The sequence below is a fragment of the Brevundimonas sp. 1080 genome (genome assembly GCF_040545985.1).
In the GTDB taxonomy this organism is placed as follows: Bacteria; Pseudomonadota; Alphaproteobacteria; order Caulobacterales; family Caulobacteraceae; genus Brevundimonas.
The window spans coordinates 813,286-835,436 of the sequence record NZ_JBEPMW010000002.1; the positions used below are offsets into that span (position 1 = coordinate 813,286).

At 67.5% G+C, this 22,151-nt stretch carries 23 protein-coding genes and 1 tRNA gene; 11 read left to right on the forward strand and 13 right to left on the reverse strand.

Annotated elements, in window-relative coordinates; all coding sequences use genetic code 11:
• Positions 1-4 precede the first annotated feature (4 nt).
• Positions 5-361, reverse strand: a complete 357-nt coding sequence (locus ABIC32_RS09380; protein WP_161639833.1) for a thiol-disulfide oxidoreductase DCC family protein — start codon at positions 359-361, stop codon at positions 5-7.
• Positions 362-456: 95 nt separating this feature from the next.
• On the opposite strand from ABIC32_RS09380, the gene ABIC32_RS09385 reads away from it, so the two are divergent.
• A complete protein-coding gene (locus tag ABIC32_RS09385) occupies positions 457-921 on the forward strand; it encodes a DUF3429 domain-containing protein (protein WP_354073970.1) in 465 nt (154 codons plus the stop codon).
• Positions 922-996: 75 nt separating this feature from the next.
• Here the strand turns inward: ABIC32_RS09385 and ABIC32_RS09390 are convergent.
• A tRNA-Gly gene (locus ABIC32_RS09390) sits at positions 997-1,071 on the reverse strand.
• Positions 1,072-1,189: 118 nt separating this feature from the next.
• Entirely contained in the window at positions 1,190-1,972 is a 783-nt protein-coding gene (locus ABIC32_RS09395; RefSeq protein ID WP_284876400.1) for an SDR family NAD(P)-dependent oxidoreductase, read from the reverse strand.
• Between the two features lie 55 nt (positions 1,973-2,027).
• Here ABIC32_RS09395 and ABIC32_RS09400 point away from each other — a divergent pair, with 55 nt between their 5' ends.
• Together ABIC32_RS09400 and ABIC32_RS09405 are read left to right on the forward strand one after the other, a co-directional pair.
• Positions 2,028-2,426, forward strand: a complete 399-nt coding sequence (locus tag ABIC32_RS09400) for a YkvA family protein (RefSeq protein ID WP_055754271.1) — start codon at positions 2,028-2,030, stop codon at positions 2,424-2,426.
• A 56-nt stretch (positions 2,427-2,482) separates the two neighbouring features.
• Positions 2,483-3,667, forward strand: coding sequence for a S41 family peptidase (locus ABIC32_RS09405; protein WP_354073971.1), 1,185 nt, complete (start codon positions 2,483-2,485; stop codon positions 3,665-3,667).
• A 4-nt stretch (positions 3,668-3,671) separates the two neighbouring features.
• Here the strand turns inward: ABIC32_RS09405 and ABIC32_RS09410 are convergent, their stop codons facing one another.
• Entirely contained in the window at positions 3,672-4,673 is a 1,002-nt protein-coding gene (locus tag ABIC32_RS09410) for an NADPH:quinone oxidoreductase family protein (protein ID WP_354073972.1), read from the reverse strand.
• Between the two features lie 99 nt (positions 4,674-4,772).
• Here ABIC32_RS09410 and ABIC32_RS09415 point away from each other — a divergent pair, with 99 nt between their 5' ends.
• Positions 4,773-5,642, forward strand: a complete 870-nt coding sequence (locus ABIC32_RS09415) for an isoaspartyl peptidase/L-asparaginase family protein (protein WP_354073973.1) — start codon at positions 4,773-4,775, stop codon at positions 5,640-5,642.
• Here ABIC32_RS09415 and ABIC32_RS09420 read toward each other — a convergent pair.
• The gene (locus ABIC32_RS09420; RefSeq protein ID WP_354073974.1) at positions 5,639-7,360 is read right to left on the reverse strand and encodes an ATP-binding protein; all 1,722 of its coding nucleotides are present in this window, start codon (positions 7,358-7,360) and stop codon (positions 5,639-5,641) included. The two genes, ABIC32_RS09415 and ABIC32_RS09420, sit on opposite strands and share 4 nt — an antisense overlap.
• A gap of 247 nt (positions 7,361-7,607) precedes the next feature.
• Between ABIC32_RS09420 and ABIC32_RS09425 the strand changes: the two genes are divergently transcribed.
• Positions 7,608-10,472, forward strand: coding sequence for a M16 family metallopeptidase (locus ABIC32_RS09425; protein WP_354073975.1), 2,865 nt, complete (start codon positions 7,608-7,610; stop codon positions 10,470-10,472).
• A gap of 332 nt (positions 10,473-10,804) precedes the next feature.
• Here the strand turns inward: ABIC32_RS09425 and ABIC32_RS09430 are convergent, their stop codons facing one another.
• From ABIC32_RS09430 to ABIC32_RS09445, 4 genes are all read right to left on the reverse strand, one after another.
• Positions 10,805-11,638, reverse strand: coding sequence for a S1 family peptidase (locus ABIC32_RS09430; RefSeq protein WP_295188813.1), 834 nt, complete (start codon positions 11,636-11,638; stop codon positions 10,805-10,807).
• A 12-nt stretch (positions 11,639-11,650) separates the two neighbouring features.
• The gene (locus tag ABIC32_RS09435) at positions 11,651-12,091 is read right to left on the reverse strand and encodes a DUF350 domain-containing protein (RefSeq protein ID WP_091751531.1); all 441 of its coding nucleotides are present in this window, start codon (positions 12,089-12,091) and stop codon (positions 11,651-11,653) included.
• Between the two features lie 111 nt (positions 12,092-12,202).
• Positions 12,203-13,363 (reverse strand): dual-specificity RNA methyltransferase RlmN, encoded by a 1,161-nt coding sequence (rlmN, locus tag ABIC32_RS09440; RefSeq protein WP_354073976.1) that lies wholly within the window; start codon positions 13,361-13,363, stop codon positions 12,203-12,205.
• An 82-nt stretch (positions 13,364-13,445) separates the two neighbouring features.
• Positions 13,446-13,745 (reverse strand): DUF6356 family protein, encoded by a 300-nt coding sequence (locus tag ABIC32_RS09445; RefSeq protein ID WP_055807241.1) that lies wholly within the window; start codon positions 13,743-13,745, stop codon positions 13,446-13,448.
• A gap of 171 nt (positions 13,746-13,916) precedes the next feature.
• Here ABIC32_RS09445 and ABIC32_RS09450 point away from each other — a divergent pair, with 171 nt between their 5' ends.
• Positions 13,917-15,248 carry a trypsin-like peptidase domain-containing protein gene (locus ABIC32_RS09450; RefSeq protein WP_354073977.1) on the forward strand — a complete coding sequence of 444 codons (1,332 nt, stop codon included), beginning with the start codon at positions 13,917-13,919 and terminating at the stop codon, positions 15,246-15,248.
• Between the two features lie 320 nt (positions 15,249-15,568).
• Positions 15,569-15,904: a DUF2794 domain-containing protein gene (locus ABIC32_RS09455; RefSeq protein ID WP_354073978.1), complete on the forward strand. Its 336-nt coding sequence runs from the start codon at positions 15,569-15,571 to the stop codon at positions 15,902-15,904.
• 1 nt (position 15,905) lies between these two features.
• On the opposite strand, the gene ABIC32_RS09460 is transcribed toward ABIC32_RS09455, so the two are convergent.
• Positions 15,906-16,649 (reverse strand): hypothetical protein, encoded by a 744-nt coding sequence (locus ABIC32_RS09460; protein ID WP_354073979.1) that lies wholly within the window; start codon positions 16,647-16,649, stop codon positions 15,906-15,908.
• 172 nt (positions 16,650-16,821) lie between these two features.
• Positions 16,822-17,571 (reverse strand): Bax inhibitor-1/YccA family protein, encoded by a 750-nt coding sequence (locus ABIC32_RS09465; RefSeq protein WP_185224981.1) that lies wholly within the window; start codon positions 17,569-17,571, stop codon positions 16,822-16,824.
• A 130-nt stretch (positions 17,572-17,701) separates the two neighbouring features.
• On the opposite strand from ABIC32_RS09465, the gene thpR reads away from it, so the two are divergent.
• The 4 genes from thpR to mmcB are packed head-to-tail and all read left to right on the forward strand — an operon-like array spanning position 17,702 to position 19,893.
• The gene (gene thpR / locus ABIC32_RS09470; RefSeq protein ID WP_354073980.1) at positions 17,702-18,241 is read left to right on the forward strand and encodes an RNA 2',3'-cyclic phosphodiesterase; all 540 of its coding nucleotides are present in this window, start codon (positions 17,702-17,704) and stop codon (positions 18,239-18,241) included.
• Positions 18,238-18,822 carry a GNAT family N-acetyltransferase gene (locus ABIC32_RS09475; RefSeq protein ID WP_354073981.1) on the forward strand — a complete coding sequence of 195 codons (585 nt, stop codon included), beginning with the start codon at positions 18,238-18,240 and terminating at the stop codon, positions 18,820-18,822. Before thpR ends, ABIC32_RS09475 begins: the two co-directional genes overlap by 4 nt.
• 57 nt (positions 18,823-18,879) lie before the next feature.
• Positions 18,880-19,404: a lipocalin family protein gene (locus ABIC32_RS09480; protein WP_199060145.1), complete on the forward strand. Its 525-nt coding sequence runs from the start codon at positions 18,880-18,882 to the stop codon at positions 19,402-19,404.
• 45 nt (positions 19,405-19,449) lie between these two features.
• Complete coding sequence (gene mmcB, locus ABIC32_RS09485; protein WP_055754257.1) at positions 19,450-19,893, forward strand: DNA repair putative endonuclease MmcB; 444 nt, start codon at positions 19,450-19,452, stop codon at positions 19,891-19,893.
• On the opposite strand, the gene ABIC32_RS09490 is transcribed toward mmcB, so the two are convergent.
• Entirely contained in the window at positions 19,890-20,672 is a 783-nt protein-coding gene (locus ABIC32_RS09490; RefSeq protein WP_354073982.1) for a C40 family peptidase, read from the reverse strand. The genes mmcB and ABIC32_RS09490 overlap by 4 nt on opposite strands.
• Positions 20,673-20,755: 83 nt before the next feature.
• A complete protein-coding gene (locus tag ABIC32_RS09495; protein WP_354073983.1) occupies positions 20,756-22,138 on the reverse strand; it encodes a leucyl aminopeptidase family protein in 1,383 nt (460 codons plus the stop codon).
• Positions 22,139-22,151 lie beyond the last annotated feature (13 nt).

The window sequence follows — 22,151 nt, forward strand, 5'->3', positions numbered from 1 at the left end:
CCTATCACCGGGCCCATTTGCGAGCGAGAGACTGAAGTCGAGGACGCAGGCGCAGAAACACCCGGTACGCTCTCTCCAACGCCGCAAGGACCCAGGGGATGCGTGCGGCCAGGCCCAGCGGACGCAGCAGCGGGATGGCCCGCCACATCGCCGCAAAAGCCGCCGCACCCGACAGCAGCCTTCCGTTTTCCGTCGCGTGGAATCGCGCCAACAGCGTCTCGCGATCCAGCGGGCAGCTCGTCTGACCGTCCGACACATCGACGAAGCGGATCGCGCCGCGTCGATCCAGCCGCCGCATCAGGGCGATCTCGCGTCGGCACAGGGGACAGCCGCCATCGTACCAGACAAGCAAGGGGGTCATGACGGTCGAAGGCTCTCGGCGACGGCGAACGGGCTCGCCATCCTATACGGGCGTCCTCTACAGTCTGGATCGCAACCCGCCTCGACAGGTGTCCGATGACGATTGAACCCACCGGCCGACATCGCTTGCCGCCGCTCGCCCGCATCCTGGGTTTCGCCGGCCTGCTGCCCCAGGCGGCGGCGGTTGTCGTCCTCCTTGCAGGCGATGCTGACCAGCAGACCGCCGCCCTCGGCCTGGCCTACGCCTACGCCGCCCTGATCTTCAGCTTCTTGGGCGGCGTCTGGTGGGGACTGGCGGCCGCGACGGGCCTGAAGGCGCCCAAATGGGTCTGGATCGCGTCTGTGGCGCCCTCGCTTCTCGCACTGACGACCAGCGTCGTTTGGGCGGCGGGTTCCGACCCGGCCGCGTCTCTGATTTTGCTGGGCGTCTTCATCGCCGCCAGCGTCCTGGTCGATCTGAAGCTGAAGGCGGCCGGTCTGACGCCGGAGGGCTGGCTCGCGCTGCGGGCGCCGCTGTCGATCGGTCTGGGCGTGCTGACGCTCGTCGCCGGACTGATCTGAAAACATCTCAGGCAGCGGTCAAAAAAATCGGGGCCTGCCGCAACCGACAGGCCCCTGATTTTATTCGTCTCGACTTGGAGCGGGCGAAGAGATTCGAACTCTCGACCCCAACCTTGGCAAGGTTGTGCTCTACCACTGAGCTACGCCCGCACTCCGTAGGAGCTAGGTGCGCTCCCCGTCGAGGAGGGGGCGTATAGCGGAGGGTTGATCGGTCCTGCAAGAGAGAATTTGCAAAAAGCGATCAAGTCCCGCTCACGCCCCCCGCGCCTCAGCGCGGCGCCAGACGAATGGCGCCGTCCAGACGGATGCATTCGCCGTTGATGTAGATGTTTCGCGCCAGCTCCAGCACCAGCGACGCATAGTCGGCCGGCGTGCCCAAGCGGCTGGGGAAGGGGATGGCGGCGGCCAGGGCGTCCTGGATCTTCTGGTCCATGCCGGCCATCATCGGCGTCCACATGATCCCGGGCAGGATGGTGTTGCAGCGCACCCCTTCCTGGGCCAGATCGCGCGCGATCGGCAGGGTCATCGCATAGACGCCGCCCTTGGACGCCGAATAGGCCGCCTGGCCGATCTGGCCGTCCTGCGCCGCCACCGAGGCGGTGTTGACGATCAGGCCGCGCTCGCCATCCGCCATCGGCTCCAGCGTCACCATGCCCGCCGCCGACTGCGACAAAACGCGGAAGGTGCCGAACAGGTTGACCCGTACGGTGCGCTCGAACTGGGCCATGTCATGGGCCTTGATCTCGCCGGTGTCCTTCTTGCGCGATACGGTCTTCTGGCCTGTGGCGATGCCGGCGCAGTTGACGGTCAGACGTTCCTGGCCGTGGGCGGCGCGGGCCTTTTCGAAGGCGGCGGCGACCGAGGCGTCGTCGGTCACGTCCACCTGGCAGAAGACGCCGCCGATCTCTTTCGCGATTTCCTCGCCGCGTTCGGCGTTGAGGTCGAACAGGGCGACCTTGGCCCCCGTCGCCGCGATGGCGCGCGCGGTGCCTTCGCCCAGGCCCGAGGCGCCGCCGGTGACCACTGCGGCGATGGTGTTGTCGAGTTTCATCCTGATCGTTCCTATATTGTCGTGAACCTGAGTTTCGTTTGAGGATTTAGCGGCCATGACCGCCAAAGCCAAACCCGCCGATCCGTCGGATGTCCTGGACCCGAAAAAGGCGCTCGTGCCGTCGGTGGTGAAGATCAACGAGGCCCGCGTGGCCAAGGGCTTCTGGCCCAAGATACAGCGCACGGCCGCCCGCATTCCCTTTGCGGACCAGGCCCTGGCCGCCTGGTACGCCGCGCGCGATCCGCAGACGCCGATGGCGGCCAAGGGCATGATCTTCGCGGGCCTGGCCTATTTCGTCATGCCGGTGGACGCCATTCCCGACATCTTCGCGGGCATCGGCTATACCGACGACGCGGCCGTCATCACCGCCCTGCTGGCCCTGGTCGGCGCCAACATCAAACGCCGCCACCGCGACCAGGCCGAGGATGCGGTGCAGCGGCTGAAGGCGAAATAGCTCAGCTTACCGATTATTCAGTTGTCTGGTGACCAGGCGAGACTCAATCTTGGGCCATGTCCTTGTTGAAGCGCCTGGCGCCGTTCGTCGCCCTCACCGCATTCGGCCTGCCGCTTGCCGCCCTGGCCCAAACAAGCGCGCCGACAGCCGAAGACTTCAGGAGCGATGCCCGGTCCATCGAGGCGTTGGTCGCGGCCAACTACGCCTATCTGGATCGTTTTCCGCTTGGCCAGGCGCCCATGACTGAACGTCTGCGCGGCGAAGCTGATGTGGTTCACGACAGCACCACCCTGCTGCGCTATGCCGAACGGCGACTGGCGTTGCTGGCGGACGCCCATGTCATCACCGGCAGTTCGTTTTCCGATAGCTGGGCCATCGTGCCCAGCTACGCCGACCTCTGGGTCGAGCCGGAGGGCGACGCCTATCGCGTGACCGCCGTGCGGGAGGGATCGCCGGCCCGGGCCGCCGACGTGGCGCCGGGCGACCGGCTGGTTCGGATCGACGGCGTCCCGGTCGCCGAGGCCGTCGCCGCCTATTGGCGTGATCTGGGCCTGGAGTCGGTCGCCGACGCCGGCTACGCCGTGCGCGTCCTGGCGGCGGGACGCCGCGACCGCCCGCGCCGCCTGACGGTCCAGCGCGGCGACGGTCCGCAAAGGGAGCTGGCGCTGCCCAACCTTTATGCGGTGCCGCGCCCCGACACCGGGCCGATCACGACCACGCGCGGACGTGACGGCCTGACCATAACCTTCAACGATTCCTTGGGCGACGACCGCACCATCGCCGCCTTCGACGCCGCCATGACCCAAGCCCGCCGCAACGAGACGATAATCCTGGATTTGACCGACACCCCCAGCGGCGGCAACACGGTCGTCGCACGCGCGGTCATGGGCTGGTTCGTGAGCGAAGCCCGCCCCTATCAGGTGCACCGCCTGATGGCGGAAGAGCGCGAGACCGGCGTGGCGCGCCAGTGGATCGAAGAAGTGCTGCCCCGCCCCGGCCGCCATCACGCCGGCGCGGTTCGGGTCAAGGTCGGGCGCTGGACCGGAAGCATGGGCGAGGGCCTCGCCCTGGGTCTAGATGCCCAAGGCGCACAGGTCACAGGTTGCCCGATGGCCGGCCTTTTGGGCGCCATCTATGACTTCCGGCTCGAGCACTCAGGCCTGACCATCAAGCTGCCCGCCGAGCGGCTGTCGTCCGTATCGGGCGTCCCGCGCGAAGATTTCCGGTGCCCGGCGTCCTGATGTCTCAGCTCTCGACCGTCACCACGATCTTGCCCAGGGCCTGACGGTCGCCCAGGGCCTTGATCGCTTCGCCGGCCTTTTCCAGCGGGAAGATCTTTGAGACCCGCGGCCTGATCTTGCCGTCGGCGTACATCTGCATCAGTTCGGCCATGTTGGCGGCGTGTGCCTTGGGATCGCGCATCACCGCCGCGCCCCAGAAGACACCGATCACCGACACCGACTTCAGAAGCGTCAGGTTCAGCGGCAGGGACGGAATGCCCGCCGGGAAGCCGACCACCAGATAGCGCCCGTTCCAGTCCATGGCCCTCAGCGCCGGATCGGCGTAGTCGCCGCCGACCGCGTCATAGACCACGTCCGCCCCGTCGCGGCCGGTCGCCAGCTTGAACTCGCCGGACAGTTCTTTCTGCGCCGCCTTGTCCATCGGTCCCGACGGATAGATCAGGCCGTTGTCGGCGCCCAATTCGAGCGCGAACTCGACCTTGTCGTTGGTCGAGGCGGCGGCGACCACCTTGGCCCCCATAGCCTTGCCCAGTTCGACGGCGGCGGCGCCGACGCCCCCGGCCGCACCCAGCACCAAGAGGGTTTCGCCCGCCTTCAGCTGCGCCCGGTCCTTCAGTGCATAGTAGCTGGTGCCATAGGTCATGATCAGGGCCGCCGCCTCTTCGAAGCCCATGGCGTCGGGGATGGGGATGACCGTCTCGGCCCGCACCGCCAGCCGCTCGACCAGCCCGCCCCAGCCCGGCACGGCGATGACCCGGTCGCCCTTGCGCACGCCCTTGACGCCCTCGCCCACCGCCTCGACCACGCCGGCGACTTCAGCGCCCGGCGAGAAGGGCCGCTCGGGCCGGAACTGATATTTGTCCTCGATGATCAGGGTGTCGGGATAGTTGATCCCAACCGCCTTGACCTCGATGATCACCTCGCCCGCCTTGGGCGTCGGGTCGAGCACGTCCTCCACGACCAGGGTTTCGGGGCCACCAGGCGTGTTGGACAAAACAGCGCGCATCTTTCCTCCTTGGCCGACATGGCGCGGCCTTCATCGCGACGCTAAAGAGCGCCACGCCCGTTTGAAAGAGGCGATAAGGACAAGGCTCAGGAAGACGACATGACCGCCCTCATCCTCCACGGCGGCGCCGGCGCCCGGCGCGAACGCAACTATGACGCCGAGGTCGTGCATATGCGCCAAGTGGTCGAGGCCATGAAGGTTCGGTTGGATGCTGGCGACAGCGCCTTGGACGTCGCCACCGCCGCCGTCGTCATGCTGGAGGATTCCGGTCTTTACGTCGCGGGCAAGGGCGCCTCGCCCAATCTCGCTGGCGCCTATGAGCTGGACGCCAGCATCATGGACGGATCGACCAAACGCGCAGGCGCCGTCGCCGCCCTGCAAGGCTTCCGCAACCCCGTCGTCGCCGCGCGCGCGGTGATGGAGAAGACACCGCATATCATGCTGGCGGGCGAAGGCGCGGCCCTGTTCGCCCACGACCAGGGGCTGGAGCTCATCGCCGACGAGGCCGCCTGGTTCACCGGTGCCGGCAAGGGCGAGGACAACCATCCACCCGGCACGCTCAGCCACGGCACTGTCGGCGCCTGCGTGCTGGACAGCCAGGGCCGTCTCGCCGCCGCCACCTCGACCGCCGGCGTGTTCGGCAAGATGCCGGGCCGCGTCGGCGACACTCCGATCCCCGCCGCCGGAACCTGGGCCGACGCCCACTCCGCAACGTCCTGCACCGGCCAGGGGGAATATTTCATCCGCGTCGCCGCCTCCGCCCAGGTCGCCTGGCGCGTCGCCGCCGGCCAGACCTTGGCCCAAGCGACCCAGGCCGTGATCGACGAAATCGGATCCATGGGCGGCGACGGCGGCATGATCGCCCTGGACGCCGCCGGAAACATCGCAGCCCCCTTCAACAGCCAGGGCATGAAGCACGCCTGGCTGACGCCCGCCGGCGGGATCGGCGTCCAGGTCTTCCGCGACTAGGTCTTTGCGGACATCACGTCGGAAATGGTGGTCAGCAGCAGTTTCAGATCGACGGGCTTGCTGACCACCGCATCCATGCCCGCCGCCAGATAGCTCTCCACCTGCTCCACCATCGCATTGGCCGTCAGGGCGATGATCGGCGTGCGGACCAGCCCCTGGTCGGCCTCGCGTTGCCGGATCGTCCGTGTCGCCGTCGGACCGTCCATGTTCGGCATCTGCACATCCATCAGGATCAGGTCCCAGTCGCGCGTTTTCGTCGCTTCGACCGCCTGAAGGCCGTCGTCGACGATCTCGACCTCGATCCCGACCTGGCCCAGAAGGCCGCGGATCACCTGCTGGTTGACCGGGTGATCCTCGGCGACCAGCACCCGCAGCGCCCTCTCCGGCTCGGCGTCCGGCGCATCCTCGCTGGCCTCCACAGGTTGCGCCGGCGTCAGCGGCAGCGTGACGACGAAGATCGCCCCTTCGCCCGCTTCGCTCTCCACCTCGATCCGGCCGCCCATCAGCTCCACCAGCGTCGCCACGATCGACAGGCCCAACCCGGCCCCGTCACGCCGGTCGACGGCCGCCGCCTCGATCTGGGCGAAGCGCGTAAAGAGCTGCCCGATCTGGTCCGTCGGTATGCCCCGCCCGGTGTCCGACACTTTGAACACCACTCCGGCGTCCGTGCGCGCGACATCCAATGCCACCTGCCCCTCCGCCGTGAACTTGATGGCGTTGGACAGCAGGTTGAACAGGATCTGACGCAGCCGGACCGGATCGGCGCTGACCCATCCCAGGCCCGTCGACACGACATGGAACACCAGGCCCTTGCTTTCAGCCAATGGCCGCAGCGTCTCAGTCACCTCGTGCACCAAGGCGTCCGCATCGATGGGCTGGGGCACGATCTCCAGTTGCCCCTCTTCGATCCGCGACAGGTCCAGGATCTGGTTGATCAGGTCCAGCAGCGTGTGGGCCGACCGATCCAGAATCTCCAGTCGCGCCTTCTGCCGACCCTCCAGCGCGTCGCCCGCCATGATCTGCGCCATGCCAATGACGCCGTTCAGAGGGGTGCGGATTTCGTGGCTCATATTGGCCAGGAAACGGGATTTGGCGGCATTGGCCTCGTCCGCCTCCTGACGCGCGCATCGGGCGGCGTCGCGGTCCAGCACGGCCGCCTCATGCGACGCCTGCACGTCTATCAGCAACGCCTTGTTGCGCTGGTCCGCCGCGAACAGGTCGCACCACAGGGCGTGGGTCGCGCGCGAGATGATGAACAGGATCGTCGCCAGCATGACGAAGGCCGCCGCCACCGCCAGACCGTGCGGACCCATCAGCGAGGGATAGATCACGACCAGCACGGTCGCGCAGATCGGAGCCGCCGCCAGCGCCAACAGCCTAGGCGCCGCGCTGAACTGAACGAAAGCCACACCGATTGACCAGACCTGGATTAGCACCACCACCAGCATCACATCGGCGCGCGGGTTTATCAGCCAGGCGATCAGCGGCCCGGACACCCCCAGGGCGAACCGGATCGCCACGATGGCCATCAGCAGCGGGGGCCAGCCCGAGACGGGCGCCTCAGCCTTCTGGTATCGCCTGACCCGCCCTTGCGCCCAGGCGTCGAACGCCATGCCGACCAAGGCGAACCCCAACCCCACCCACGGCTGCCCGAGGGCCGCCAGGATCAGCCCGGCGGCCGCCCAACTCCCGTAAAGTACGGCGGGCGGAGTAACCATATTTTGCAGGACGAAGGCCCAGACCGCGATCTTTTCGTCGGAGACAGAAGTCGCTTTCGCTCGTCTCGGCACGCATCCTCGGCAGGGGGTCGCCGCTGACATGCGACATTGGGCGAATAGATCGCCGCCGGAGATTTGTCCATGAACGACCTGCGCTCCCTCCGCTTCATTACATCTCGGTAAGGTGCAAGACGCCCAATCGCTGATACGGTCTCGCCGCCCGGCGTTCCGGGCTTCGGAGCCTCTCATGAAATCCCGTCTGATCGCCACAGCCGCCGCCTCGGCTCTCCTTCTCGGCCTCGCCGCCCCCGCCTTCGCAGAGGGCGCCGCGCCCGCCGCAGCCGCCGCTCAATCGACGGGGCAGGCGCCGCAGGGCGTGACCGTGCCCCCGCTGGGCTTTACCAAGCGCGTTCTGGCGAACGGGCTGGAGGTCTATTCGGCGCGTGACGCCGACACCTCGAACGTCACGGTCCAGGTCTGGTACAAGGTCGGCTCCAAGGACGATCCAGCCGGCCGTTCGGGCTTCGCCCACCTGTTCGAACATCTGATGTTCAAGTCCACCACCAACCTGCCGCCCGAGACCTTCGACCGGCTGACCGAGGACGTGGGCGGCTCCAACAACGCCTTCACCGCCGACGACACCACCGCCTATTTCGAGACCGTGCCCGCCAACCATCTGGAGCGGATGCTGTTCGCCGAGGCCGACCGCATGGGTTCGCTGGTCGTGGACGAGCCGACCTTCGTCGCCGAGCGCGACGTAGTGAAGGAGGAATATCGTCAGCGAATCCTCGCCAACCCCTACGGCCGCCTGTTTGGCCTGTTCGTGCCCGAGACGATCTATCAGGACAGCCCCTATCGCCGTCCGGGCATCGGCTCGATCGAGGAGCTGGAGGCCTCGTCGCTGGAGGACGTGCGCCGCTTCCACGCCACCTATTATCGTCCCGACGCCGCCTATCTGATCGTGGCCGGCAACTTTGATCAGGCTCAACTGGACCGATGGGTCGATCAGTATTTCGGCCCGCTGAAGAACCCGACCACGCCGATCCCGACCAACAATGTCGTTGAGCCCGAGCCGACGGGTCCGCGCAACGTCACCTACTATGCGCCGAACGTGCCGCTGCCGGCCGCCGTCGTCGCCTGGCCGACGGTGAAATACGCTGACGCCGACCGCGCCGCCCTGACCGTTCTGGACGGCATCCTGTCCACCGGCGAATCCAGCCGCCTGTATCGCTCGCTGGTCTATGACAAGCAGATCGCGGCCCAGATCGGCTCGACCCCCGACTTCTCGCAGCAGGCCGGCAATCTGTCCGCCCTGGCGATCATGGCCCAAGGTCACACGGCCGAGGAAGGCATCGCCGCCCTTAACGAAGAAATCGGCAAGCTGCGCGACACGCCTGTCAGCGCCGCTGAACTGGACGAGGCCAAGAACGAGATCGTCGCCAATACGCTGCGCAGCCGCGAAACGGTGGACGACCGCGCGACCGCCCTGGGCTTCTCGCTGATCAACACCGGCTCGGCCGCCGCCGCGGACGAAGAGGTCGCCCAGATCCAGGCCGTCACCGTCGCCGACATTCAGCGCGTCGCCCGCAAATATCTGACGCCGCAGCGCCAGTCGACGATCACCTTCCTGGCCGCCGACGATCAGAACCCCGCCTCGGTCCAGAAGATGAACGTGGACGCCCCCGTGAAGGTCGCCGACTTGGCCCCCGCCGGCCCGCCCGCCGTCCTGCTGCCCGAGGCGGAGCGGAAGCCCTTGCCTCAGCCGGGCGCCGAGGTCGCACCCGTGACGCCGACCGTCGCCGACTTCCGCCTGGACAACGGCCTGCGCGTCTTGGTCGCCCCGACCGACGGCGTGCCGCTGGTCTCGGCCCGCCTCAGCTTCGACGCCGGTTCGTCGGATGATCCGACGGGCAAGGCTGGCGTCGCCGCCATGACCGCCGCCCTTCTGACCCAGGGCACCAAGACCAAAACCGCGCCCGAAATCGCCACCCAGATCGAACAGTTGGGCGCCAGCGTGGGCGCATCGGCCGGTGTCGATTTTTCGAACGTCTACGCCAACGCGCCGTCGAACGCCTTCCCGGCGACCGTCGCCCTGATGGCGGATCTGGTGAAGAACCCGACCTTCGCCGGCGAAGAGCTTGAACGTCAGCAGGCCCAGACCCTGGACGGCCTGCGCGTCGCCCTCAGCCAGCCGGCGTCCATCGCCGGCATGACGGTCGGCCGCGTCATCTACGGCGACGCCCCCTATGGCGCGACGATCACCCAGCAGACGGTCCCGGCCATCACGGCGGCCGACGTCGCCGCCTTCCACGCCGCCCGCTACCGGCCGTCGGACGCGACCCTGGTCTTCTCGGGCGACATCACGCCGGCCGCCGCCCGCGCCCTGGCGCAACAGGCGTTCGGCGACTGGCGCCCGGCCGGCGCGGCCCCGGCCGCTGCGACCAATCCGGCCGGCCAGCCCCTGGCGCCGCGCATCGTCGTGGTGAACCAGCCCGGCGCCGGTCAGGCCGCGGTCGTCGCCGCCGTTCGCGGCGTGTCGCGCACCGATGCGGACTTCTTCCCGCTGACGGTCGGCAACACCCTGCTGGGCGGCGGCTTCTCGTCGCGCCTGAACCAGGAAATCCGCATCAAGCGCGGTCTGTCCTACGGCGCCTCGTCGTCGCTGGGCGCACGGGCGGATGCGGGCCTGTTCACGGCCTCGACCCAGACCAAGAACGAGACCGCCGACGAGGTCGCCGATCTGATCCTGGCCGAGATCGCCAAGCTGGGAACCGAGACCCCGACCCAGGCCGATCTGGCCCCGCGCCGCGCCACCCTGATCGGCGGCTTCGGCCGCTCGCTGGAGACGGTGGACGGCCTGGGCGCCCTAGTCGCCAACCTGGCGCTCTATGATCTGCCGATGAGCGATCTGGCCGACTACGCCGGCCGGGTCCGCGCCGTCACGCCCGAACAGGTCGAGGCCGCCTTCGCCGAACACCTGCCGGTCAACCGCGCCAGCCTGGTCATCGTCGGCGACGGCTCGAAGTTCCTGGACGATCTGCGCGCCAAACATCCGAACCTCGAAGTCATCGAGGCGGGCGCCCTGAACCTGAACACCGGCTCGCTGAAGTAAGACCGGATCGGCAAGCCCCCTCCTTCCCTTGCGGCGAAGGAGGGGGATCGGCCGCCAGCCGTCCTATTTTCAGAACCGAAGTCGTCTCTTTTCAGGGACTTTCGGGCCGCCGTCGACAATCACCCATACAGGCGTCGAACGGGGATATGATCCATCCCCGATCTTTGACATCGCGATCCCCACGCCGAGCCCTTGGGTCTCAAGGCCGGGCCCGACCTGCCTCAACAATTGCACACGTCCAATTCGAGTGCAGATTTATCCAAACGATTTCCGTCCTTTGCCGCCGAATTGCACGCCATTGCACCTTTCTCGCCGCGTACAATTTCCGTCCGCTACACCGACAGACACACCACCTGGGCCACGCGCAGGTCGCGCCTTAACCGGTTGGACACCTGGCCGTAATCCTCGGTCGTGATGGTCTGACCGCGCGCGTCGTCGGCTGGCGTCTGTTCGCCGCGGATGGCCGGCCCGAAGGTTTCGGGCGCCGTGGTATAGATCCGGCCCCGCCTCGGCGCCTCGGCGATGGTGACGCCCACGACGCGGCCCTGCGCATCCAGGGCCGGCGCGCCGGACAGACCCGACAATGTGCCCTCAAGCCCGTTGGTGCGTCCGACCTCGGCCCAGGACAGCACCGGCTCGTCGCGCGCGCCGCGCCCGAAGACCTTCAGCGTCTCGCGCCCCAGCAGGCGTGATGTCACCTCGCCGGGACGCCCCTGAGGAAAGCCCGGATGGAAGGCGCGCTGACCCTTGCGCAGCGGCGCCTCGACCGCGACCGGCAGCGCGGCGGGACCGCCGTCGGTGATCAGCAAGGCGACGTCGGCGCGCGGCGCCAGACGGACGTCGGCTGCGACCGCCCGCCCCTCGCCCACCACCAGCGCCGGTTTGCGGCATCCTTCGACGACATGGCGCGCCGTCACCCAGCGCCCCCGTCCTGCGATGGAGAAGGCCGTGCCCGACGACGGCTTGAACGGCGCCTCGCCCGCATCGACGGTTACGGCGGCGTCGAAGGGGGTGATGGGGCCCAACAGCGCGCCCTCGGCGACATCGGCGTCGGCCTCCGCGACCGGCGGCGCATCGGCGTTCTCGCGTCGCCCCAGGGACACCGCCAGAAACACGGCCGCCACCGCTCCATAGATGGCCCAGTCCGGCAGGCGGGGAAACTGCATCGCTCCGGCCGATCAGCCGGTCAGCGCGGCGGACAGGATCACGGCCGTCGCCAGCTTGGCGCCCAGCAGCACCACCGCCGCCGAAATCTCGCCGTGGCGGATCCGCTCGGGCAGGCCCGTCAGCAGCAGGTCCACGACCCGGAAGGCCAGAAGCTGCAGCACCACGGTCGCCACACCCCAGATGGCGATGTCGCGCACCGAGGTCGACACCGCCAGCGACACCGCCAGCGGCACGGCCAGCCCCACCAGAATGCCGGCGAAGGCGATGGCGGCGGCGACATTGCCCTGACGGATCAAGGCGACCTCCTTCCACGGCGTCAGCAGCGCATAGACCGTCGCCCCCGCCGCAAGCAGCAGCAGGGTCACGATCAGGTGCATCACCATGACCGGGAAGCCCGAGGCGAAAGCCTGCACCTCGGCGCTGGAAAGGACGTTCGACAAGGAGGGGTCCATGCCCAGACGCCTTGCCCGATTGTCGCCCCAATCCGCAAGCGCGCCGGGGACACACTGCGTGACATTATGTGTCCGAAGGTTGTGCCCTCTCATCAAGAGAGGGCATCAGGATCAGGCCGCCTCTTGCTCCGCCTTCCGCAGAGCAGAAGCCCTGATCTTCTCGCTCTCCGACTTCAGCTGACCGCACGCAGCCAGGATGTCGCGCCCGCGAGGGGTGCGGATGGGGCTGGCGTAGCCGGCCTTGTTCAGGATGGCGGCGAAGCGTTCGATCGTCTTCCAGTCCGAGCATTCGTATTCGACGCCGGGCCAGGGATTGAACGGGATCAGATTGATCTTGGCCGGTATGCCCTCGATCAGCTTCAGCAGCGCCCGCGCCTCTTCCGGGCTGTCGTTGACGCCCTTCAGCATGACGTATTCGAACGTCACCCGCCGCGCGTTCGACAGGCCCGGATAGGCCCGGATCGCCGCCATCAGCTGGTCCAGCGGGTATTTCTTGTTCAGCGGCACCAGCACGTCGCGAAGCGCGTCGTTGGTGGCGTGCAGGCTGATGGCCAGCATGGCCGCCGTCCGGTCGCCCAAGGCCTGAAGCTGCGGCACCACGCCCGAGGTCGAGACCGTGATCCGACGGCGCGACAGGGCGATGCCCTCATTGTCCGAGATGATGTCGATGGCGTCGGCGACGTGGTCCAGATTGTAGAGCGGCTCGCCCATGCCCATGAAGACGATGTTGGACAGGCGCCGGTCTTCCTTGGGCGACGGCCATTCCTCCAGGTCGTCGCGCGCGACCTGGACCTGGGCCACGATCTCGGCGGCGGTCAGGTTGCGCACCAGCTTCTGCGTGCCGGTGTGGCAGAAGGTGCAGTTCAGGGTGCAGCCGACCTGGCTGGACACGCACAGGGCGCCGGCCCGGCCCACGTCGGGGATGTAGACGGTCTCGATCTCGATGCCCGGCGCGGTGCGGATCAGCCATTTGCGCGTGCCGTCCTTGGACACCTGGCGCTCGACGACCTCGGGGCGGGCCAGGGTGAAACGCTCGGCCAGCTTGGCCTGCATGTCTTTGGCGACATTGCTCATGGCCGAAAACTCGGTCACGCCGTAGTGGTGGATCCAGCTCCACACTTGGCTGGCGCGCATCTTGGCCTTCTCGGGCGGACAGACGTTCGCGTCGATCAGGGCCTGGCGCAGGCCGGCGCGCGTCAGACCGCTGAGGTTGACGGGCGCCTTGACGGCGGGCGCGTTAGAGACGCGCGAAAGATCGAGCGTGATGCTCAAGGCGGCGATCCTGCGTGAGGTTGAGCCGGCCTATATAGCACGGATCCCGGCGATTGCATGGCCGGGGCGGATTTGACCGCCCTTAGAGCCCCACGTCCCAGACGCCGGCGTCGCGCATTCGGGTCTCGCGCGCCTCTTCGGCCCGGCCGCCCATGTCCTTGGCCATGCTGCGGATCGCGGTCGAGACGGTGGCCTTGTGCACGCCCGGCACGATCGCGTGGGCGAAGGCGGCGCCCGCCAGACCCAGCAGCTTGAAGCCGAAACCAGCCGAGGCGACCATATGCTGCAGATAGGTTTCATCGACCTCGCGCGGATGGTCGCGGAAGAGGCGGTCGAACGCGGTCGAGCCCGAACGGCGGCGGTCGATCGTCGTCTGACTCATGGCGGCGGCCTTCCCTGCTTCGTCGCCTCATGGTCACGCCGGACGGCCGGCGACGCAACCCCCATCGTGATCTGTTCATTGGACGTGACCGACGCGCGACCCGCTCGCTTCAGACCCATCGTCAGAAACGAAAACTCGGTCTAGGGTCGGCGTTCGATCAAGGAAATGCCCATGCCGATCCGCCTTTCGCCCGCCTCTTCCATGGCCGTCGCCCTGGCCCTGATGGCCTCGGCGACGCCGGTGCTGGCGCAATCGGGCGCGGCAGGCCTGCCCTATGACGCCCGGCGCGGGGTCTTCAGCTTCTCGTCGGGGCTCGAGGGCTCGCTTCCGGCGGTGGTTCAGGTCACGACCCTGGGCCAGTCGCGTGGTCCAAGTTCGGACGCGGCCGACCCCAAACCGTACGCCTCCGGCTCCGGCGTCATCGTCGATGCGGCCGAGGGGCTGGTGATCACCAACAATCACGTGGTCGAGGGCGGGCGTAAGTTCACCGTCGATCTGACGGACGGCCGGTTGTTCGACGCCGTGCTGGTGGGGGCGGACAAGGCGACCGACATCGCCGTGCTTCGCATCACGCCCGATGGTCGGCCGCTGAACCTCAAACAGGTCCAGACGGTGGATTCCGACACCCTGCGCACCGGCGACCTCGCCTTCGCGGTCGGCTATCCGCTGGGCCTGGACCAGACCCTGACCATGGGCGTCATCTCGGGCCTGAACCGCTCAGGCTTGGGCGATGCGGTCGAGGACTACATCCAGACCGACGCGGCCGTAAACTCTGGCAACTCCGGCGGGCCGCTGCTGGATAGCCGGGGCCGGCTGATCGGCATCAACACCTCGATCTTGTCAGGAGGCCTCGGCGGCGGCAATGACGGCATCGCCTTCGCCGTGCCGACGCGGATCATGCTCTACGTCGCCGACCAGCTGAAGAAGAACGGCGAGGTCAAGCGCGGCGCGACCGGGGCCATCTTCGGCTCGCTGAACGCCGAACGCGCGCGCGATCTGCACCTGGGCATCGTGCGTGGGGCCGTCGTCGCCGATGTCGCGCCGGGATCGCCAGCCGAACGCGCGGGCCTGCGCCATAACGACGTGATCACCCGGATCCAGGGCCGCCCAGTCGCCAACGCCGGCTCGGTCAACGCCACCATCGGCATCGCCGCGCCGGGCTCGGATCTCAGCGTCTCCTATCTGCGCGGAGGACGCGAAGCGACCACGTCGCTGGCGGTCGAGACACCCGCTGATCAGCCCGTGATCGTTGGGGCCCAGTCGGTGCTGGCCTATGGGGCGACGCTGCGAGACCAGGACGGCGGCGCCCAGGTCACGGCCGTCGCGGCCGGCTCGCCCGCCGCCCAGGCCGAACTGACGGCCGGCGATGTGATTACCGCCATCGCAGGCGCGCCCGTCGCCGACGCTCGCGCGGCCGCCACCGCCCTGCAGGGCGCCTCGGGATCGGTCGAAGCGACCGTGCTCAGAAACGGAGAGACCCTGAACCTGACCCTGTCGCTCTAGGCGGGATCAAACGCCGACGTTTCGCTGCTGGCAGGCTCCAGACAGCGAAACGCCCGCCTTGCCAGGGAGGGGGAGGGGAAAGGCAGGGCGGGCGCTCGCTTGGAGGAAGCATCGGCCGCCGGAGCCCGTAAACTGGAAACATCCAGGGGGGGCTGGGGGGGCTGTTCAGGATCCGGGACGCTTCCGAACTCCGACGAGCCGATGGTCGATATTTCGTTGCGCATACGGGCGGGCGAAGGACCGAAACGGGGCCATTTCGTGTCTGCGTCGATTTCCTGGCCGCCTCTGGCGTCGGGCCGCCAGCGGCCTAAGTTGAACCTATGAGCCTGAACCCTCACGACACGACGCCGGCGCCCGGCCCCGTCTTCTTCGACCGCCGCGAACTGGACCCGATCCTCAGGGTCTATGGCCGCATGGTCGCGCAGGGCGAATGGCGCGACTACGCCATTGTCGGGCATAAGGACTTCGCCGAGTTCGCCGTCTTTCGCCGCAGCGGCGACGCCCCGCTCTACCGGATCGAAAAGCGACCTGCCCTTCAGACCCGCCAGGGCCAGTGGGCCGTCATCGGCGAAGGCGGCCAAATCCTGAAACGCGGCCGCGACCTGGCCCAGGTGCTGCGCGTCTTCGACAGCCGCCGGTTTCAGGTGGTGGAATAGATCATCGGCGGGCGGGCGGCGTTGCATCACGGATGCGCGCGCCTTCGACCGCCCACAGCTTGTCGCCCGCCATCGCGTAGATCGGCAGTCGATTGAGCAGTGACAGAAAAACGTGCACCTCCAGAGGTTGCGGCGCCACGACGATATTGGTGACCAGACCGACGGTTTGCCCCCCTTGTTGAGCTTGCCGTCGATCCATATCCAGGCAACCGCTGGATAGCTGCTCGCGCTTCTCCACGATCTTGCCGTCCGCGCTCACATGGAAGCGATAGTGGCCGCCCATCGGCACGATATTCGCCTGTGTCGTAGAAGAAAGGAGCCAGACCAGCCAGCCCTCGCCATCCGTGTCTTTCAGCACCACAGCATTATACCGCGCGGCGCATCGTAGCGGACCGATGGCTTGGGCCGCAGAGTTGCGCGCCGCGAACTGGGCCAACTCCTCGGGCGTCAGTTCGGGATTTTCAGCGTCGATGACCACACCGGCCTTGAACTGCGCATCCACGACGACGTCCTTGAACGCACGCGGCGTATCGGGTTCGCCAGCCAGGAAACGAACCCGCTGGGCGTCACCCTCCGGCGTCACGATCCAGCCGATCAACCCTTCGGGCGCCTTACCGCCAGATTGCGCCAGCAGCGCATCAGTGGCGCGTGCGGCCGCGCTATCCTGACGCCAGATCGCCTGACCCAACCGCCCTGTTTCGGCAATTGAAAATGTCTGGACGAGTGCGGGGCGCTCCTGCGCCATGACCGGGCCGCCCACCGCACACAGAGCAAGAAAGAGCGATAAAGTTCGACGGTTCATAAAGCGCTTTCAGTTCAGGGCGATTAGTCCGCACAACCCTGACGTATCCATACCATCACTGAAAAAGAAAGGGCCCCGCGAAGGGGCCCTTTCCGTATCCGTCTTTCGACAGGTCTTAGTTCCGGTTGCCGCCCATGAAGGCCAGCAGGAATTGGAACAGGTTCACGAAGTTGATGAACAGGCTCAGAGCGCCGAAGCCGGTCGCCACGCCCATAGCGTTCTGGTCGCCGCCCAAGGCGTAGTAGGTCATCTTCAGACGCTGGGTGTCGTAGGCGATCAGGCCCGAGAAGATCAGCACGCCCAGGCCCGAGATTATCAGATAGAAGGTCCCGGACTGCAGGAACATGTTCACGATCGAGGCGATGATCAGGCCGATCACGCCCATGATCAGGAAGGTGCCCATGCCGGTCAGGTCCTTCTTGGTCGTATAGCCCACCAGGCTAAGACCGCCGAAAGCCGCGGCCGTCACCAGGAAGGTGGTGGCCAGCGAACCGCCCGTGTAGCGCAGGAACAGGATGCCCAGGCCCGCGCCGATCGTGGCGACCACGGCCCAATAGAGCATGTTCACGCCCTTGGCCGTCGGGTTCTTCATGAAAAACATCGAGCCAAACAGCATCACCAGGGGCGAAAACTGGACGATCATGCCCAGCACCGTCAGACCAACGCGGCCGTCTGGCGTCACGCCGAACAGCAGCTGCTGCACCGCCGGCACATTGCCGGTGACGTAGGCCAGGGCGCCGGCGACCACGAGGCCCAGGGCCAGCTTGTTGTAGACGCCCAGCATGAAGCTGCGCAGGCCGGCGTCGACCGACATGTCGGCCGTCTGCGGCAGAGGACGGGCGTAACCGTTGTTGAAATCGCTCATGGCGACGAACTTTCTCCGATTGGCCGGAGAGGCTTCTCCGGTCACAGGCTTTGAATATCGTGAGCCGAGGCCCGCGCTGCAAGGAAAACCGGACTTGGAGGCTTGTGTTCCGGCCGCTACTTTCGGTCGCATGCTTCGTCTGTTCACCGCCCTGACCCTGCCGCCTGACGTCGCAGAGACGCTGAAACGACGGCAATCGGGCCTGCCCGGCGCACGGTGGCGGCCGCTGGACGCCCTGCACGTCACGCTCGCCTTCTATGGCGAGATCGACGAACGCCGCGCCGACGATTTGGCGTCGGAACTGACGCGCGTGACGGGCGGCCCGTTCGAGATCGCGCTGAAGGGCGTCGGCTGTTTCGGCGACGACCACCGCAGCCACACGCTGTGGGCTGGGGTCGAGACGCCCAACGAGCGCCTGTCGGTTTTGGCCGGGCGCTGCAAGGCCGCTGGCGAACGCGCCGGGATCGGCATGGAGGCGCGCGCCTACAAACCGCATCTGACCCTGGCGTATCTGAAAACCCAGACCAATCCCGACCGGCTCGGCGCCTGGGTGTCGGGGCACAATCTGCTGCATTCGCCGCCGATCCGCATCGACCGCTTCGGCCTGTATTCCAGCGTCCTGACCGACAGCGGCAGCCATTACGAACTGGAGCGGGAGTATCTGCTGTGACCACTGCCGCATACGCCGTTCCGCCCCATGTGACCTTGGGGCCGACGCTGGAGACGGGACGACTGATCCTGCGTCCGCCGGCGGTTGAGGACTTTCCGCGCTGGGCTGAGTTCATGGCCGATCCCGAGACCGCCCGCTTCATCGGCGGGGTCCAGCCCGCGCCCCAGGTCTGGCGCCTGATCTGTACCGTCGCGGGCATGTGGGCCCTGACGGGCGAAGGGATGTTCTCCATCCTGGAAAAGGAGACCGGCCAGTGGATCGGCCGTATCGGGCCGCTTCACCCCTATGGCTGGCCCGGCCGCGAGGTGGGCTGGAGCCTGCATCGCGACGCGACCGGCAAGGGTTATGCGGTAGAAGCGGCCGCAGCCACGATGGACTACGCCTTCGACGTGCTCGGCTGGGAAGACGTAATCCACTGCATCGCGCCCGAAAACCTGCCCTCCGCGGCGGTCGCGACACGGTTGGGTTCGCGCAATCGCGGGCCGGGCGTCCTGCCCCAACCGCTCCAGGACATCGCCATCGATCTGTGGGGCCAGACGCGCGACGAATGGGCGATCAATCGGACGCGCCTGAAGCGCTGATCACAACCGAACGCGTCGTCGCGTCGTATCCCTTCCAAACCGAACGAGGATACGCCCATGTTTCGCGCCAGCCTGATCGTCGCCGTCGCCGCCGTCGTCGCCCTGCCGTCATTGGCCTTCGCCCAGGCGTCGAACGTCGATCTGAACCGCTTCGACGGCCGGTGGTTCGAGATCGAGCGCAATCACAATAACGTCCAGAAGGACTGCAGCCGGGCGCAGATCGACTTCACGCCGCAGGGCTCCGCCGACCGCTACGCCATCACCGTCACCTGCGTCCGGCGCGCCGACGGCAAGGTCGAGACGCTGCGCGCCAACGCCCGCGTCACCGACACCACGACCAATGCCAAGTTCCGGTTCAGCCTGACCGGCCTGCTCAGCTTCGGCGGGCTCGCGGGCCAGAACTATTGGGTCTACGACCATGCCCCGGACTACAGCTGGGCCATCATGGGGCTGCCGGACAAGTCGAACTGGTGGATCTGGCACCGGAACCAGAATGCGCCGCAGGCCGAACGCGACCGCATTCTGAGCCGCGTCCGCGCCCTGGGCTTCAGCACCGGCCGCCTGGTCCACACCGGCCTCTAAGGCGCCGCTTGCGATAGGAACGTAGGCGGAACATAAGCTGTCGGCATGTCCGCCGTCGCCCATCTCGAACTCGTCTTCAGCCGTCCCGAGACCACCCTTTCGGTCACGCGCGGTGCGGCGCGGCTGATGATGGACATGGGGTATGCGCCGCTTCTGGAAGTCTGCCTGCCCAACGGTCGCCGCGCCGATGTCATGGCGATCGGGCGCAAGGGCGACATCGTCATCTGCGAGGTCAAATCAGGCGTCGAGGACTATCGGGTCGACCGCAAATGGCACGAGTACGGACCGTTCTGCGACGCCTTCTTCTTCGCCGTCGCGCCCGAGTTTCCGCAGGACATCCTGCCCGACGAACCGGGCCTGATCGTCGCAGACGGTTTCGGCGGGGCGGTCGTGCGAGACGCGCCCGTGATCGGCCTGGCGCCCGCCCGCCGCAAGGCGCTGACGCTGGCCTTCGCCCGGTTGGGGGCGATGCGGACCTTGCGGGACTAAAGTCGGCGGAAGACGGCGGTTGCGAAACCCTCGGCGACCAGACGCGCCTCGACCTCGGCCAGGCTCTCGATCACCACGCCCTTGCCGCCTGTCGCGTGAATGATGCGTTCGCCATCCAGCATCAGCGCCGAATGGCCGGTCCAGTCCTGATCGTCGTTCGGCGCCAGCCAGACGACGATGTCGCCGCGCTGTAGATCCGATGAAGACGCCGCGCGACCCATCTGGGCCTGCGCGTCCGACCAGCGGGGACCGGGCAGGCCGCATGCCAGCAGGGCCTGCTGCACCAGGCCGGAACAGTCGGTGGAGATCGAGGACCGCGCGCCGAACTCATGCGGACGGCCAAGCAGCCGCTCCGCCACCGCGACCATATCCGTCTCGAACGCGCCGACCGGCTTCAGATCAGCCTCGGCCACATCCGTCGCCTCGACCACCAGAGCGTTTAACGGCAGGGCGGCATCCACGCCGGCGATCCAATGCGTCGCCAGCGGCGCGCCGGCCGACAGACTGTCCAGCACGACCCAGCCAACGACGCCGTCTCGACGCGCCCGGCCCCAGGCTCGTCCGTTCGAACGATCAAGGACGTCGAAGATCTCGCCATGCAGCAGCTGGTCGATCCGACCGTCGGCGTCCGACAGGATGTCGGCCACGGCGACACGACAATGCATGGCCTCGGTCGCCCGATAGGCGTCTGCGCGCACCAGCCCTTCCAACGCCTGTTCGGCGAGTTCAGGGCGAACGAGTCGATCGCCGGGCGGAAGAAGGTCGAGGACGTCGGTCAACGTGAACTCGCATTGCTGAACCCACAGCCTTATCCCCCGATGGCTTAGGGGCCGTTAACGCGAAACGCTTTTGCGAAAGAAAATCAACAGAACCGCGTTCTTAGATATTGGAAGCAGGCTCTCAGCGCCTGGGCCTCGCCGCCTTCTGGATAGCCGGGGCGGGCGCGGGGGTTCCAGGCGAAGATGTCCATGTGCGCCCAGGCCCCCGTGGTCGGGGCGAACTTTTGCAGGAATAGGGCCGCCGTCACCGATCCGGCCTGGGCCCAGCCGGCCGGGTCGTTCCGGAGATCCGCGATCTCGGCGTCCAGCGCGCCGCGATAGCCGGGCCACAGCGGCATCCGCCACAGGGGATCGCGCACCTGACCCGCCGCAGCAAGCAGCCCGGCGGCCAGACCTTCGTCGTCAGTATAAAGCGGCGGCAGCTCCGGGCCCAGGGCGATCCGCGCAGCGCCGGTCAGGGTTGCGAAGTCCAGCGTCAGGTCGGGTTGGTGCTCGCCTGCCCGTGTCAGGGCGTCGGCCAGGATCAGCCGGCCTTCGGCGTCCGTATTGCCGATCTCGATCGTCAGCCCCTTGCGGCTGTTCAGGATGTCGCCGGGCCGGAAGGCGTCGGCCGACACGGCGTTTTCGACCGCCGCGACGATCACCACCAACCGCACGGGCAGGTCGGCCTGCATCACCAAACGCCCCAAGGCCAAGGCATGGGCCGAGCCGCCCATATCCTTCTTCATATTGCGCATTCCGGCGGCGGGCTTCAGGTCCAGGCCGCCGGTGTCGAACACCACCCCCTTGCCGACCAGGGCGACCAGCGGCAGGTCGGTCCGGTCCAGCTTCCAGCCGATCTCGATCAGACGCGGCGCCCGGTGCAGGGCAGCGGCGCGTCCCACCGCGTGGACGGCCGGATAGTTGTCTTCCAGCAGGGCGTCGCCGGTGGTGACGGCGATCTCGGCGCCGGCGCTCTCTGCGATCTCGCGGGCGATGGTCTCGATCTGCAACGGCCCCATATCGGCGGCGGGCGTATCGACCATTTCGCGCGCCAGGGCGCATGCGGCGGCGATGCGCGAGACTTCGGCGACATTCACGCCGTCCGGCGCGACCAGCCGCACGGGCGTCCGGTCCGGCCGGGCCTTGTAGCGGTCGAAGACATAGGCCCCCAGCAGGAAGGCCAGGGTCGCCAGTTCCGCGTCCTGCGCGGCGACCTCAAGCCGATACAGACCGCCCGGCAGTCGCGCCGACAGTCCCCGCACGCTCATCGGATCGAAGGTCGCGCCCGCGCCCACGACCACTTGGCCGATCTCGCCGTCCGCGTCCGGCACGACCAACAGCTGGCCCGGCTTGCCTTCGAACCCGTGCAGGGCGCCCCAGCGGCGGGCCGGATCGTCCAGCACGCCACCCGCCTGAACGAAGCGGATCGGGATGGCGCCGTCGCCGTCTTGGGCGGGCACCAGAAGAGGATGCGAGACGGACATGAGGCCCTCGAAA

Coding starts and splice junctions, on each gene's coding strand:
- ABIC32_RS09380 (WP_161639833.1), bottom strand. CDS start 361: ATGACCCCCTTGCTTGTCTGGTACGATGGCGGCTGTCCCCTGTGCCGA.
- ABIC32_RS09385 (WP_354073970.1), top strand. CDS start 457: ATGACGATTGAACCCACCGGCCGACATCGCTTGCCGCCGCTCGCCCGC.
- ABIC32_RS09395 (WP_284876400.1), bottom strand. CDS start 1,972: ATGAAACTCGACAACACCATCGCCGCAGTGGTCACCGGCGGCGCCTCG.
- ABIC32_RS09400 (WP_055754271.1), top strand. CDS start 2,028: ATGACCGCCAAAGCCAAACCCGCCGATCCGTCGGATGTCCTGGACCCG.
- ABIC32_RS09405 (WP_354073971.1), top strand. CDS start 2,483: ATGTCCTTGTTGAAGCGCCTGGCGCCGTTCGTCGCCCTCACCGCATTC.
- ABIC32_RS09410 (WP_354073972.1), bottom strand. CDS start 4,673: ATGCGCGCTGTTTTGTCCAACACGCCTGGTGGCCCCGAAACCCTGGTC.
- ABIC32_RS09415 (WP_354073973.1), top strand. CDS start 4,773: ATGACCGCCCTCATCCTCCACGGCGGCGCCGGCGCCCGGCGCGAACGC.
- ABIC32_RS09420 (WP_354073974.1), bottom strand. CDS start 7,360: ATGGTTACTCCGCCCGCCGTACTTTACGGGAGTTGGGCGGCCGCCGGG.
- ABIC32_RS09425 (WP_354073975.1), top strand. CDS start 7,608: ATGAAATCCCGTCTGATCGCCACAGCCGCCGCCTCGGCTCTCCTTCTC.
- ABIC32_RS09430 (WP_295188813.1), bottom strand. CDS start 11,638: ATGCAGTTTCCCCGCCTGCCGGACTGGGCCATCTATGGAGCGGTGGCG.
- ABIC32_RS09435 (WP_091751531.1), bottom strand. CDS start 12,091: ATGGACCCCTCCTTGTCGAACGTCCTTTCCAGCGCCGAGGTGCAGGCT.
- ABIC32_RS09445 (WP_055807241.1), bottom strand. CDS start 13,745: ATGAGTCAGACGACGATCGACCGCCGCCGTTCGGGCTCGACCGCGTTC.
- ABIC32_RS09450 (WP_354073977.1), top strand. CDS start 13,917: ATGCCGATCCGCCTTTCGCCCGCCTCTTCCATGGCCGTCGCCCTGGCC.
- ABIC32_RS09455 (WP_354073978.1), top strand. CDS start 15,569: ATGAGCCTGAACCCTCACGACACGACGCCGGCGCCCGGCCCCGTCTTC.
- ABIC32_RS09460 (WP_354073979.1), bottom strand. CDS start 16,649: ATGGCGCAGGAGCGCCCCGCACTCGTCCAGACATTTTCAATTGCCGAA.
- ABIC32_RS09465 (WP_185224981.1), bottom strand. CDS start 17,571: ATGAGCGATTTCAACAACGGTTACGCCCGTCCTCTGCCGCAGACGGCC.
- thpR (WP_354073980.1), top strand. CDS start 17,702: ATGCTTCGTCTGTTCACCGCCCTGACCCTGCCGCCTGACGTCGCAGAG.
- ABIC32_RS09480 (WP_199060145.1), top strand. CDS start 18,880: ATGTTTCGCGCCAGCCTGATCGTCGCCGTCGCCGCCGTCGTCGCCCTG.
- mmcB (WP_055754257.1), top strand. CDS start 19,450: ATGTCCGCCGTCGCCCATCTCGAACTCGTCTTCAGCCGTCCCGAGACC.
- ABIC32_RS09495 (WP_354073983.1), bottom strand. CDS start 22,138: ATGTCCGTCTCGCATCCTCTTCTGGTGCCCGCCCAAGACGGCGACGGC.